Genomic DNA, 13551 nt, shown 5'->3' on the forward strand with positions numbered 1-13551 from the left:
AATAAGTTTAATACCGATTAAAGTCCAGAATCTTCAGAGTCGCAATGCAACAATACTTTTTCTTTCTTCTTTACAGGTTGAGTTTTTAAGCCTTTATTTTTATCTTGAAGCATTAGGTTAATAAGTTCGCTTCTTTCTTTAGCAATAGCTTTTCGCATTTGTTTGTCTTTTTCCAAATCGAAATACGTTACACCTTCAATAATTGTTTTTTCGGCTTTTGCGTAAATTGAAAGTGGATGGTCTGACCATAGTACCACATCAGCATCTTTACCAACTTTTAAACTTCCTACACGGTCATCTAAGTGCAAAAGTTTCGCTGGATTTAGAGTTACAAATTTCAAAGCTTCTTCTTCACTTACACCACCATATTTAATTGATTTTGCAGCTTCTTGATTTAAACGTCGCGACATTTCGGCATCATCACTATTAATCGCGACCGTTACACCAGCATTGTGCATAATTGCAGCATTGTAAGGTATGGCATCATTAACTTCATACTTATAAGCCCACCAATCACTAAAGGTTGAGCCACCAACACCATGTTTTTTCATCTTATCAGCCACTTTGTAACCTTCTAAAATATGAGTAAATGTGTTAATTCTAAAGTTGAATTGTTCTGCCACTTTCATAAGCATATTAATTTCGCTTTGTACATAAGAGTGACAAGAAATAAAGCGTTCGCCATTTAAAATTTCAGCTAAAACTTCCATTTCTGTATCTTTACGATAGGGTTTACCGCTTTTCTTTGCTTCATCGTAAGCTTTTGCTCTACTGAAATAGTCTATAAAAACTTGCTCGACACCCATTCTAGATTGTGGAAAACGCTCATTACGTCGTGCGCGGGATTGTTTTACATTTTCACCTAAAGCAAATTTTATAAACTTCGGAGAATTATCGTAAACATAATCATCTGCTGATTCTCCCCATTTTAGTTTAATAATCGCCGAACGACCACCAATTGGATTTGCTGACCCATGTAAAATTTGAATAGAAGTAACGCCCCCAGCTAGGTTTCTATATACATCGATATCCTTGTCATCTATGACATCTTCAATAGTCACTTCCGCTGAAGAGTTGTGTCCACCTTCATTAATCGAAGCAGCAGCAATATGTGAATGTTCGTCTATAATTCCGGCTGTAATATGTTTGCCAGAAGCATCAATTACTTTAGCATTTCGGTCCGAAAGGCCTTTGCCAATTTTTTCTATTTTTCCGTCTTTAATTAAAACATCTGTATTCTGAAGTACACCTTCATTTTCATTTGTCCAAACCGTAGCGTTTTTAAACAATAGTGTTTCAGCCTTCGGTTTTTCTGTAAAACCGTAAGCTAAATTAGGGTAGGTTACGGGACTCATAAATGGCGTTTCTTTAGAATCCTCTTTTTTAGATTTTTTTGATTCTGCTATTTCTTTTTCAGAAGTTTTAGTAGCAAAAAACGAATATTCATTACCGTTTGGCATAACGGCTGTACCACTTAAATTGTTATTGTTTACAGTATTTGCGGCAATACGTATAAATTCTTTTTTTGTACTGTCTGGCGTTTTTACCGTAAGATTTATCCAATCTCCTGAGTAACTAGCTTTAGTGCCTAAGCTCTTATCTCCAGATTCTAATTTGGCCTTTACCTTACTTGAGCTTCCACTAATATTAAGTTTGTAATCTGTACCAGCCAATTTAAAACTGTAGTCACCGTCTATGTCTTTAATATTCATATCCGTTATGACATGCTGCATACCTTGCACCCAATTTTCGTAAAGCTTTGTCTTACTATCAAAAATATCGCCAGAGGTAATCAAAAAGTTAGCATAGCTTCCCGATTTTAAAGTTCCTAGCTCATTAGATTTTCCTAATAGTTGAGCTGGTATTGTGGTTAATGCCTCTAAGGCTTTTTCTTTAGAAAGTCCACTTTCTATAGCTTTCATTAAATTAGACTTAAAGCTACTTTTCTTTTTAAGACCGTGCGTTGTTAATGAAAATTTTACTCCGTTTTCTGCTAATAATCTCGGGTTATGTGGTTCTTGATTCCAAGCACGCATATCGCTTAATGATAGTGTTGATGCTAAAAATGGGTCTTCAACATCGTAAGCCTTTCTAAAATCAATAGGAAGAATTATTGAAGCATTTGTAGCTTTAACTTCATCTAAACGTTCGTATTCATCACCACCACCAACTATTGTATATTGTATATTGCGTGAATCTCCAACTTTAGCGGCACGAAGTAAATTAGCACGACTTCCAGCTTCAAAAATTTGAAGAAGGTTTTTATTACTATTTAAAGCTTCAAGAGATAAATCTCGCGTATCTATTTTTCCATCAGCGTACCATTTGGCATCATCATACATTTGGCGTAATAATGCCATGCTTCCCATAATAGAAGAAGGATAAGACTGATTAGATTTTACGCTTTTACTAAATGAAAAATTTTGAGTTGTTTCTCCATCAACCACACGTAAAGAATTATCTGCATCATTATTTAATGCAATTAAAGCACCTGTTCCACGAGCTATTCCGTCTGGCATATGTGTATTTACAACGCCAAAACCAAGTTTGTGTAGTTCTGATGCTTCCTTGGCATCATATTTAAAACTAGCCATAACATCTTGCTCTGGCATAATGTGGTCGTTCCAATAAAAACCGCTTCGGCTTGGTCCGTAAGATGGACCGTTTCCGTCACGTTTTGGTTTTTCAACTCCAAACGTAGTGTGTAAGTCAATAAATGATGGATAAATGGATTTTCCAGACAAATCCACTGTTGTGGTATTTTTTGGAAGATTTACAGATTTTCCAACATTAACCACTTTTCCATCTTTAATCAAAAGTGTTCCATTTTTAATAACTTCTGAAGGAGAGACATGGATTGTAGCGTTAGTGAATGCCATGTAATTACTGTTGTTGTCAGATTTTACACCAGAATTACTCGGGAAGTAGTCTTGTGCAAACAACGAAAAACTGCACAATAGCATGAGCAGCCGTAGATAAATTTTAATCATAGAGTTAGTTGGTTAAATTATAATTCTAAAGATAAGATTTATGAATAAACCCTAAATCGTATTAAGAATTTTTAACGTTTTTACAGTGGTTTGTTATTGTAATAATTAACTAATAAAGCAACAACATAGCTGTAGCTTTTCATTCCTTGAGATTGGTTATTTGCCTTCAAGAAAGTGTCAAAGGTTTTTTCAAAGAAAGGCTCAATAGGGTTTTGATAGGATTTCCAAAAATCTTGAGCTTCCTTATAGTTTTTTAAAATGCCTCTGTTAATGGTTTCTAGTAGAGAGTTGTATTTGTCTTTATCTCGCTTATAAACTTCAGCGAGACAGTAGCGCAAGGCAAACGTATAGCCGGAATATTTAAAATATTGGTCCTCGTTATTTACCGCAGCTAAAGCACCAATAAAATTGGCTTCGTTTTCTGCTGCATAACCCAATTGATGTGCAACTTCATGGCAGGATGTTGTGGGAAATTTATAAATAGGAATCAACCCATCAACTTGGGCTTCGTTAGTAAAGGGATTTAGGTAGCCCGAAAATCCCATGTAAGTCAAAGGTAAACTATATACGGATTTTTTTAAACTCTTTGGGTTGTATGATAAGTGCGGATAGCTTTCTGAAAGTATTTCATAACCGTTTTTTACTTTATCAAAAACCTCTTTTTTAGTATAAGGTAAATCCACTTTTAAACTGTCGTTTTTAGATAATTGAAGATGGATAGTGTTAGACTTTTCAATAAGTCTTTTGGTGAAACTTACTAATTCTTCAGTAGAGTACTCCGCTTTTATACCTAATGATTTATGAAGCGGTAAACGGTAATAATTGAAAGCCCAAAGTAAATGAAAGGCAAAGTAAGCAATAGAAATTACGGTGACCACATCTAAAAACCAATTTAAGGAGTCTTTGTATATGCGTTTGTAATTTTTATAGAGCCATCTCAGCAAATATATAACAGCTATTGTGTAGAAAACATCACCAACTGAGAAAGGTATCCAACCAAAACAATAGCGCATGAGTTTGGATAAAAAAACGTAAAGGCCATTACTGTAATAGCTTTCTACAAATTCAGGAAAAAGCTTCAAAAGGTTAATTCCTATAATCTGAATAATTAAAAAAATAAGAAAAGCTCCTCGTTTTGTAATGCGCATGTTTCAAAAATAGGAAATAGTTTGGTTACATTTGCTTCACAAAAAAAAAGAGATATGAGTTCAGAGATAAGAGCTTTAGAACCTAAAGCATTATGGAATAAGTTTGCAGATTTAAATGCTGTTCCTAGACCTTCAAAAAAGGAGGAACGTGTTATTAAGTTCATGAAAGATTTTGGTAAAAGTCTTGGTTTAGAAACCATAGAGGATGAAGTTGGTAACGTTATTATCCGTAAACCTGCCACAAAAGGAATGGAAGATAGAAAGCCAATCGTGATGCAAAGTCATCTCGACATGGTGCATCAAAAAAATAACGACACAGTTTTCGATTTTGATACTCAGGGTATTGACATGTATGTCGATGGTGATTGGGTAAAAGCTAGAGGTACAACACTTGGTGCCGATAATGGACTGGGTGTTGCAACAATTATGGCTGTTTTAGAGAGTGATAGTATTGCGCACCCAGATTTAGAAGCTCTGTTTACGATTGATGAAGAAACAGGAATGACTGGTGCAATGGGGCTTAAAGGTGGTTTGCTTAAAGGTGAAATACTACTGAATTTAGATACCGAAGAAGACAATGAAATTGGTGTTGGTTGTGCTGGCGGTGTTGATGTCACGGCAACTCGAGAATATAACGAAGAGGAAACACCTGAGTTCAAAATTGGTTATCAGATTGAAGTCAAAGGTTTACAAGGCGGACATTCGGGTATGCAAATTCACGAAGGATTAGGCAATGCTAATAAGTTGATGAATCGCTTGTTATTTGATGGTTTTGAGAATTTTGGATTACGTATTGCTGAAATTGATGGCGGAAGTTTAAGAAATGCAATCCCTAGAGAGAGCAAAGCCATTGTAGCTATTGATGCTGTTCATGAAGAAGCTTTTAAGTTGGAGATGCAACAACTTTCTGAAACAATTAAGAAAGAATATAAAACCATGGAACCAGATTTAGAAGTTAAAATTTCTAAAATTGATACACCTGAAAAGATTATGGATTTGGGCGTTCAAGAAGGTTTAACTCGGGCACTTTATGCAGCACTTAACGGTGTTTATAGAATGAGTGCAGATATACCTGAATTGGTAGAAACGTCTAACAATATTGCGCGTGTTATCGTTAAGGATGGGCAAATAAAAATTGGCTGTTTAACACGCAGCTCAGTAGAAACTTCAAAATACGATTTGGCAAATACATTGCGTGCTACCTTTGAGTTAACGGGTTGCGAAGTAGAATTCTCAGGAGATTATCCGGGTTGGGCACCAAATATGGACTCTGATATTCTTAAAACTATGGTTCCTATTTATGAGCGTCTCAACAATGGAGAAAAACCTCATGTTGCTGCTTGCCATGCAGGATTAGAATGTGGAATTTTGGGACAAAATTATCCTAACATGGATATGATTAGTTTTGGACCAAATATTAAAGGCGCACACTCACCTGACGAACGCGCACAGATATCATCTACACAAAAATATTGGGAATTTGTTTTAGAGATATTGAAGAATATTCCTAAAAAGAAATAACAACGATTTCTAAAAATTAAAAAAGCAGCTATTCCAGAGAGTAGCTGCTTTTTTGTTTGTTTTATTTCAGATTATTTCTGAATATCTACCATTTCAATAATAAAAGCTAAATCTGTGTTTGGTTGCACTACTGGTGGACGTCCGCTTTCACCATAAGCTAAGTGTGATGGGAAGTAGAAGAATGCCTTATCTCCAACGCGCATACTTGCTATAGCTTCTTTAAATCCTGCAAAAAGAGGTGCATCTGGACTAACCTTCATTGGGCTAGGTGCATACATGTTTCGTTGAACCTTCATAGGATTAAGCATGCCAAACTTTTCTTCGACGTCTTTTAGATTACTGTCTAATAATTTACCATCGGTAAAATAGCCTTGGTAATTTATCATAGCAGTTTGTCCAGTTTTTGGTTTAACGCCATTTCCTTTAGTAATATAATGCACTTTTAAACCAGAAGCTAAAGTTTTTGCCTTAGCGGTATACTCATCTAGAGTAGGCTTAAATTCTGCGGCTACTTCTGCTTTTTTCTCTTCAGCAGCAAGCTTTTTTTCTTCAGCTTTTCTGCGAGTTTCTGCCATTTGCTCTTTTATATTTTCTTCTACTTCGGGCATTTGTTCTTCAAAAATTTTAGGAGCATCAAATTTTTTTGCTTCTCTACCTTTTCTGATGATATTAACTTTAGTAATAAATACATCTTCAACAGGTTTGTGATTCCTAGATCTTGGGTCTATAACTTCAACATTAGAAATAGAATCTTGTACTTCAATACCTTGTACTAACTCACCAAATACTGAGTGACAACTTACTCTTGGTTGATCACAAGGTTTCATATTACCTTCTGAATCAAATGCATCAAGGCTCGGGTAAGGTACTTCCGTAATAAAAAATTGAGAACCATTAGTGTTAATACCTCCACTGTTTGCCATAGATAATATCCCGCCCTTGTCGTGTTTTAAACTTGCATCAAAGTCTGCAGCAAATCGATATCCTGGAGTACCTCTACCTGTGCCTGTTGGATCACCACCTTGAATCATAAACTTGTCCATAACTCGATGAAACGTAACGCTATCATAAAAAGGTTTTCCTTGGTATTTTTCTTCAGCTAATGGGTGACTACCTTCAGCTAAAGCTACAAAATTTGCTACGGTAACCGGGACTTTATCGTAATGCAACTTAGCTATCATTGTTCCTTTTGAAGTAATAATCTCAGCATAAAGACCATCTTCTAAATCTGGGTGTTGCACTTTACAACTCACTGTTAGTAATAACATCAAGGTTGCGATTGGCATAAAAAATTTCTTAATCATTGTTTTGGGTTATTGTTTTTAAAGTTACGTTACATATTAGTGGCACATTTGTGCCTATTTTATTATCATCTCCATAATAACCGTAGGCTTTCTGCGATGGGAATATAAATGTTATTTCTTCTGTAGGTTTCATAAGTTTTAGTCCTTCTCTTAGACCAGAGAATAACTCTTCCTTATCCATATAATAAACCTGATTACCTATATCTTCTTTAGAATATATAATTTGTCCGTTAAGATTAGAAACATCATAGCTGTATTCTACACGGTCACCAAATTGTGGTGTTTTTGAAGTTTTATCAACTTTAGTATTATAATGGTACCAGAAGCCGTTTTCAGAAGTCATAAACGTTTTATCTGTAAAATTTGCTATGACCTTTTCTATCCTTTCGCGTTCTTTTTTGTTTAGCTTTTTATTGCGCTCAACAGATTCTTTTATAAATGAGCCCGATTTTATATTAACAGGAGGTCTTGCTTCAGGAGATTTACATCCTGAAAATAAGCAAGCCATTACGAAGAGTAGAAGTAGGTATCTCATTATGCTAATTGGCTTTTATATTCGGGCAATATAGTAATAAATTTTTCAACCGTTGCTTCTAGAGTGTCTTCACTTCGTCCACCAGCGGCATTGGTGTGACCTCCACCATTAAAGTGTTTTCGAGATAATTCGTTAACCGAAAAATCACCTTTACTACGTAATGAGATTTTTATAATGCCTTCTTGCGTGTTTTCAATAAAAATAGCAGCTAATCGTGTATTTTGAATTGAAAGTGCATAATTCACAATACCTTCCGTATCTCCTTTTTTAAAATTGAATTCATCTAACTCGGCTTGAGAAAGTGTAATATGAGCAGTATGAAACTCTGGAATAACCTTTAAATTCTGAAGTGCTCTACCCAACAATTGTAGTCTGCTGTAACTATTGGTGTCGTATACTTGATTATGGATATTGGTATTATCTGCACCCTTATCAATTAAGCTAGCAATAACCTGATGCGTTCGGCTTGTGGTAGACCTAAAACGAAAAGAACCTGTATCTGTCATAATACCAACGTAAATACATGTAGCTATTTCTGGTGTAATTTTATTTGTATCGTCCAGCATTTCAATGAAATTGTAAACCATTTCACAAGTTGAAGACATTGATACATCAGAGTACATATAAGTAGCGTAATCGTCAGGCGCTTGATGATGGTCTATCATAATTTTAAGTGCGTCCGAGGCTTCTAAAACTGCTGCCATATCGTTTCCTGTACGGTGTAACGCATTAAAATCTAAAGTAAACATCATTTCTGCTTCAGAAATTAACTTTTTTGATACTTCTTGCTGTGTTTCGAATTTTAAAATTGAAACTTCGCCAGGTATCCATTTTAAAAATTCAGGATAATCGTTTGGTGCAATTACTGAAACATCATGATTGTAACCTTTGAGATAATGCATTAACCCAAGTGTTGAGCCAATGGCATCTCCATCTGGATTTCTATGCGGAATTATTACAATGCGCTTTGGTATGCTGAGTAAGGCTTTTACAGCTTTTATATCTTCACTTTTCATAACGGACGAATATACAATTTAATAACAAATCTTAGAAATGCTTTGTGCTTTAAAACCGAAAGAAATAAACCAAACTACGATACTTGTGTATTCTATAAATTACCGTATTTTTGCACGCAAATTCACCAAGAGGTTTTTGGTGGTAATTAAAAAGAAAAATATGGCAACTAACAGAACATTTACAATGTTAAAGCCAGATGCTGTTGAAAAAGGACACATTGGCGCAATATTAGAAAAAATCAATGCTTCAGGTTTTAGAATCGTAGCAATGAAATTAACGCAAATGACTAAGGCTGATGCTCAAGAATTTTACGCTATCCATAGTGAGCGTCCATTCTTTGGAGAATTAGTAGAGTATATGACTCGTGGTCCTATCGTTGCGGCTATCTTAGAAAAAGACAACGCTGTAGAAGATTTTAGAGCATTAATAGGTGCAACTAATCCAGCAGACGCTGCTGAAGGTACAATCCGTAAATTATATGCAGCTTCTATTGGTGAGAATGCTGTTCATGGAAGTGATAGTGATGAGAATGCAGCTATCGAGGGTGCTTTTCATTTCTCAGGAAGAGAGATGTTCTAAGACTTTTAGAGCTATAGATATAAAAAAGCCGATGCAATTGCATCGGCTTTTTAGTTTTAAATCATTTTTTTGAGAAGTATGATTTGCCCAAGATGGTAATAGGTGTGTTCGATTATAACATCAACACTTCTGTAATAGGAGCCATATTCTTCTTTAACGAAGACATCCATTAATCGTTCCGTTTCCATATTTTCGACGAATTCAATAAAGCTTTTTGAATTTTTTACAAAGGTTTCTTTCAGTTGGCTCCAATCGTGTTCACTCATAATTTCTGGAGCATCAAAGCTGTACTTATCTCTAATAGTTAATTCTCCACCTTTAAAGACATCCATAACTCCAGACAAATAATAATTGATATGGAATGTTAGACTCGCTATAGAATTTAAATTCTTCACTTTTTTAGTTGCTTCTATCCACGTCAAATCTTCTATTTGTTCTTTAAAGTTGGTGCCAGTTACCCATTTACCGCTTAAAAGAATTTCTCTAAGTCGATTGGCTAAGTATTCGTTGTGATTCATTGGAGGTGTTTTGCTATGTGATGAATTTGAGCGTAATTGATTTATAAGTCAAAAATTAACCCCTCTTTAGCGATATTAAAGCCTAAATTAATAACTTCATTTTTAGCCATAGAATTATTTTTTAAGAGTGGGTTAGTATGATTAAAATGTATAAAATATATTTTAGATTTATCCTTTATGGTCATATTTTCAAAACGTTTAAAGCTTTCTTCAACAAAAGGATGTGGTATCTCAGACATATCTCTATTTGCTATCTCACCGTTTTTATAAAAAGTTGCGTCTAGAAATGCATAGTCAACTTTTTTAATTTCGTCTTCAATAGAAATCTGCCACTTCTCCCATTTATCAATATCGGGAATAAATAAAGCAGTCTTATTAGATCCTTGTATTTTGTAACCTACGGTTTCGGTGTATTCGCCTCTATGTGGAACAATGAAAGGTGTAATTTTTAAGTGTGAACTTATAGAGACTTCAGTATTATTAGTAATTGTTTTTAAATCTATATTTCCTAATTCAACTAGTTGATTCCAAGGTCCATTAGAACTTAAGTATTGGAACATTTTAGGCATTGTAAAAACTGGAATATTTTTAGCGTTTATCGCTTCTCGACCTAGCTGCATTAAACCAGTGTAATGGCCTATATGAGCATGAGTTAAAAAAATGCCATTTGGTAATTGTATACTATTGTTATCTATGTATGATGATAGTTTTTTAATTTGAAATTTAATGTCTGGAGTAGCTTCGAAAAGATAAGTTTTCTTCTCTTTCGGTTCTATGACACCGATACTTGTAACTTGAGTTGGATTTACATCATCCCATTTATCTACACAGCAAGACTTTGTACATCCAATCTGAGGATAACCAGCATCCTGAGCAGTGCCAAGAATTACCAATGAGGTTTGTGATACAGTTTTAGTTTTAGATGATTTTTCTACATTATTAATTTTTTTATCACAAGAAGCAAGGGATAATAATAACAATGAAAAAACAATTTTGTTAAACATAAGAAAGGTGTTTACATTTCTTAAATATAGAAAATATAAACACCTTTTTAAAAAATAAGATTCCTTCTACTGGTCTAAAGCCTCGTAAGTAGGATTTAGTAACACAGGCTTGCCAAAACCTAATTGCTCTAATTTATCTAACTGCGTAGCGGCATCACCAACTACCAAATAAATCATTTGGTCTGGACGCAGATATTTGCCTGCAAGTGCTTTCATATCTTCGACAGTCAACCCTTTAACAATTGCCTCGCGTTGTTTAGCGTAATCATCATCAAAACCTAGCTCACTTATATTTGAAAGCATGCGGAGTTTTGCGCCCAAGGTTTCAAAAGCTCTGGCATTACTCTTTATCGTATAGCCTTTGGTGACTTCTAAATCGGTACTGTTAAAATCTTTAGCGTAGTTTTCTAAAATGTCTTTTATTAATGCTGCAGACTCGTATGTGACATTAGAACGCACTCCACTAGAAATTTGAAAATCGCCTGTTAAATCGTCACCACTAAAACGCGAACGAATACCGTAGGTATAACCTTTACCTTCACGTAATTGTTGTGTTAATTGCGAAGCAAAACCACCACCACCTAAGCGATAATTCATAACTGTTGCGGCATAATAATCGTCGTCCGTAGCTTTTGGTCCAGGATAGCCAAAACGTATCTGAGATTGCTTGGCATTTGGCACATCGTAAAAATAAACTATCGATTTTGTTGGAGCTTTTACCTCTGGTAAAGTAGGAATTGTAACGTCTTTTGCTTCCCATGTAGAATTGATAATCTCTAAATTAGATATAACAGCGTCTTTAGAAATGTCACCTACAACATTAAACAATGCTAGCTTCGGCGTAAGATTTGTTTGGTAGTAGGTTTTTAAATCTTCTATTGTAATTGCTTCTACTGAAGTTTCTGTACCTTGGTTGTTATTGGCCAAAATATGGTCTTTTCCGTAAAGTAATTTTGCATATTCGTTTGCCGCAATGGCGTTTGGATTTGCCTTCTGACGTTGAATACTACTTTTTACGCTTTGCTTGGCTAATTCAAATTCTTTGACATCCCAACGTGGTTCAAGAAGTATCTCAGTCACCAAATCCATAGTCGCATCAAAATGTTTGGAGAGGCTACTACCTGTGATATAAACGGCGTCTTCCGTTGCGTAAGCGTTAATGCGTGCTCCTAAGCTTTCAATTTCATTTTCTAACTGCTCAGGTGTTTTATTCTTTGTACCTCGGGTCAAAAGGTTGGCCATTAGATTAGAAACACCAATTTTATCTGTATTTTCTAATAATATACCACCTTTAATCTTTAGTTGAAACTGTACTAACGGCACTTCATCATTTTCGATACCAGCTACTTTTAGTCCTGAATTTAGATTCTCTTTCCAAACTTCTGGGACGTTTATTTCTGGAGTTTCACCATAAGGAGGCTCGACACTTCTATCGAAACTCGAAGGTGTTTTTTCGTAAGTGGCTGCAATAGAGGCGTCGAATGTTTCTTCTGCACCTTCAACAATTTGTTCTTCAACTACTTCTGCCAATTCAGAATTAGCTAAGACCAAATTCTTCTGACCTTTAGGCACAAAGCTCGTAGCGATGTAGTTTTTGTCTTTAATGTAAGTGTTGTAAACACGCATTACATCTTCTGGTGTTACTGCTAAAATATTTTCTACGTCTTTAGTGATAAAGCTAGCATCACCAGCAAACATTTCGTATTGTGTAAGTTGCGCACCCTTTCCTAAAACACTGGATAATCCGCTGTAGAAATTAGTTTCCTGTCCGGCTTTAATTCGGTTTAAATCTTCTTCTGAAATACCATTTTCTTCAAACAATGTAAATCCTTTTTCAATGGCTTTTGCTACATCATTTAGCTCTACTTGGTTAAATGCAGTAACGCTAAGTTGTATTTGTCCCGAAATTTCAGAATTGTATTCTCCCATACCTACAAAGCTTGTTAATTGCTCTTCATCAACCAAAACTTTGTTTAGTGGCGCTTTTTTTCCTTGAGATAAATATTGCGTTAAGACGCTAAGAGCATAGGAGTCTTCGTGATACTGATGAACGCCAGGCCAAGCCATAGTTAATCGTGGTGCTCTTGCAAAATTGTCTTCGTAGTACAGGTGTTTTGAGGCGTCAAGAACAGCAGATTGTTTAGCTAATGCCGGGATTTCTTCACCACGTGGAATTTCATCAAAATACTTTTTAACCCAAGCTTTTGCTTGGTCTTTATCAAAATCTCCGGCAATGGTCAAAATCACATTATTAGGTACATACCAGCGGTTAAAGAAATCTTTAACGTCTTGTAAAGTGGCGTTTTGTAAGTCTTCTAAAGACCCAATAACTTGCCAACTATACGGATGCCCTTCAGGATATAGATTTTTGTCTATGACATATTGGTTGTGCCCATAAGGTCTGTTGTCTACAGATTGACGTTTCTCGTTTTTTACAACTTGCTTTTCTTTTGCTAAAACAGGTTCTGTAACTGTATTTATAAAGTAGCCTAACTTATCGGCCTCTGCCCAAATCATTTTTTCTAAGGCGTCTTTTGGCACCGTTTGTAAATAATTTGTGCGGTCGCGACTTGTAGAACCATTTGCACCAGAGCCACCAATACGTGCACTCATTTTATCGAGTCCACCTTTACCTAGGTTTTCGGATTCAAGGAATAGCAAATGCTCGAATAAATGTGCAAAACCAGTACGTCCTTCTTTTTCTCTTGCAGAACCTACATGAGCTGTTAATGACACAGCGACAACTGGGTCAGAGCGGTCGATATGAAACAGGACTTTGAGTCCGTTATCGAGTTCAAAGGTTTCGTAATCGACTTTTAATTCTGATGACGCTTCTTCTGTGCTACTCTCTTTACAAGATATTATAACAAGTCCTACAAGAAGACTTAGGCAAAAGGATTTGATGTATTTCATAATTTGGTGATTTGTATAGCTA

The 13551-nt window shown here is 35.4% G+C and carries 10 protein-coding genes; 2 read left to right on the forward strand and 8 right to left on the reverse strand.

Translation table 11 applies throughout. From position 1 onward, the window contains the following. Positions 1-17: 17 nt before the first annotated feature. Both BUB95_RS09045 and BUB95_RS09050 read right to left on the reverse strand, forming a co-directional pair. On the reverse strand, positions 18-2990 hold the full coding sequence (locus tag BUB95_RS09045) for an amidohydrolase family protein (protein ID WP_073085697.1): 2973 nt from the start codon (positions 2988-2990) through the stop codon (positions 18-20). A gap of 80 nt (positions 2991-3070) precedes the next feature. Further along, positions 3071-4138: a DUF3810 domain-containing protein gene (locus BUB95_RS09050; RefSeq protein ID WP_073085698.1), complete on the reverse strand. Its 1068-nt coding sequence runs from the start codon at positions 4136-4138 to the stop codon at positions 3071-3073. 54 nt (positions 4139-4192) lie between these two features. On the opposite strand from BUB95_RS09050, the gene BUB95_RS09055 reads away from it, so the two are divergent. Continuing rightward, positions 4193-5659 carry an aminoacyl-histidine dipeptidase gene (locus BUB95_RS09055; RefSeq protein ID WP_073087354.1) on the forward strand — a complete coding sequence of 489 codons (1467 nt, stop codon included), beginning with the start codon at positions 4193-4195 and terminating at the stop codon, positions 5657-5659. 71 nt (positions 5660-5730) lie between these two features. Here the strand turns inward: BUB95_RS09055 and BUB95_RS09060 are convergent, their stop codons facing one another. From BUB95_RS09060 to BUB95_RS09070, 3 genes are read right to left on the reverse strand one after another with little or no spacing between them, the layout of a single operon-like run. Beyond that, positions 5731-6963, reverse strand: coding sequence for a peptidylprolyl isomerase (locus tag BUB95_RS09060; RefSeq protein ID WP_073085700.1), 1233 nt, complete (start codon positions 6961-6963; stop codon positions 5731-5733). After that, the gene (gldI, locus tag BUB95_RS09065; RefSeq protein WP_073085702.1) at positions 6956-7498 is read right to left on the reverse strand and encodes a gliding motility-associated peptidyl-prolyl isomerase GldI; all 543 of its coding nucleotides are present in this window, start codon (positions 7496-7498) and stop codon (positions 6956-6958) included. The genes BUB95_RS09060 and gldI overlap by 8 nt, the downstream gene beginning before the upstream one ends. Next, positions 7498-8514 carry a DHH family phosphoesterase gene (locus BUB95_RS09070; protein WP_073085704.1) on the reverse strand — a complete coding sequence of 339 codons (1017 nt, stop codon included), beginning with the start codon at positions 8512-8514 and terminating at the stop codon, positions 7498-7500. Before BUB95_RS09070 ends, gldI begins: the two co-directional genes overlap by 1 nt. Positions 8515-8674: 160 nt before the next feature. Here BUB95_RS09070 and BUB95_RS09075 point away from each other — a divergent pair, with 160 nt between their 5' ends. Continuing rightward, positions 8675-9094, forward strand: coding sequence for a nucleoside-diphosphate kinase (locus BUB95_RS09075; protein WP_073087356.1), 420 nt, complete (start codon positions 8675-8677; stop codon positions 9092-9094). 56 nt (positions 9095-9150) lie between these two features. Here the strand turns inward: BUB95_RS09075 and BUB95_RS09080 are convergent, their stop codons facing one another. The 3 genes from BUB95_RS09080 to BUB95_RS09090 form a co-directional block, all read right to left on the reverse strand. Continuing rightward, positions 9151-9612, reverse strand: a complete 462-nt coding sequence (locus BUB95_RS09080) for a DinB family protein (protein WP_073085706.1) — start codon at positions 9610-9612, stop codon at positions 9151-9153. 41 nt (positions 9613-9653) lie between these two features. Next, a complete protein-coding gene (locus BUB95_RS09085) occupies positions 9654-10616 on the reverse strand; it encodes an MBL fold metallo-hydrolase (protein ID WP_073085708.1) in 963 nt (320 codons plus the stop codon). Positions 10617-10682: 66 nt separating this feature from the next. Further along, the gene (locus BUB95_RS09090) at positions 10683-13529 is read right to left on the reverse strand and encodes a M16 family metallopeptidase (RefSeq protein WP_073085710.1); all 2847 of its coding nucleotides are present in this window, start codon (positions 13527-13529) and stop codon (positions 10683-10685) included. Positions 13530-13551 lie beyond the last annotated feature (22 nt).

Source organism: Winogradskyella jejuensis (assembly GCF_900129745.1).
Lineage (GTDB): Bacteria > Bacteroidota > Bacteroidia > Flavobacteriales > Flavobacteriaceae > Winogradskyella > Winogradskyella jejuensis.

Excerpts from the sequence above, each read along its gene's own strand:
- BUB95_RS09045 (WP_073085697.1), bottom strand. The coding sequence starts at position 2,990 with ATGATTAAAATTTATCTACGGCTGCTCATGCTATTGTGCAGTTTTTCG.
- BUB95_RS09050 (WP_073085698.1), bottom strand. The coding sequence starts at position 4,138 with ATGCGCATTACAAAACGAGGAGCTTTTCTTATTTTTTTAATTATTCAG.
- BUB95_RS09055 (WP_073087354.1), top strand. The coding sequence starts at position 4,193 with ATGAGTTCAGAGATAAGAGCTTTAGAACCTAAAGCATTATGGAATAAG.
- BUB95_RS09060 (WP_073085700.1), bottom strand. The coding sequence starts at position 6,963 with ATGATTAAGAAATTTTTTATGCCAATCGCAACCTTGATGTTATTACTA.
- gldI (WP_073085702.1), bottom strand. The coding sequence starts at position 7,498 with ATGAGATACCTACTTCTACTCTTCGTAATGGCTTGCTTATTTTCAGGA.
- BUB95_RS09070 (WP_073085704.1), bottom strand. The coding sequence starts at position 8,514 with ATGAAAAGTGAAGATATAAAAGCTGTAAAAGCCTTACTCAGCATACCA.
- BUB95_RS09075 (WP_073087356.1), top strand. The coding sequence starts at position 8,675 with ATGGCAACTAACAGAACATTTACAATGTTAAAGCCAGATGCTGTTGAA.
- BUB95_RS09080 (WP_073085706.1), bottom strand. The coding sequence starts at position 9,612 with ATGAATCACAACGAATACTTAGCCAATCGACTTAGAGAAATTCTTTTA.
- BUB95_RS09085 (WP_073085708.1), bottom strand. The coding sequence starts at position 10,616 with ATGTTTAACAAAATTGTTTTTTCATTGTTATTATTATCCCTTGCTTCT.
- BUB95_RS09090 (WP_073085710.1), bottom strand. The coding sequence starts at position 13,529 with ATGAAATACATCAAATCCTTTTGCCTAAGTCTTCTTGTAGGACTTGTT.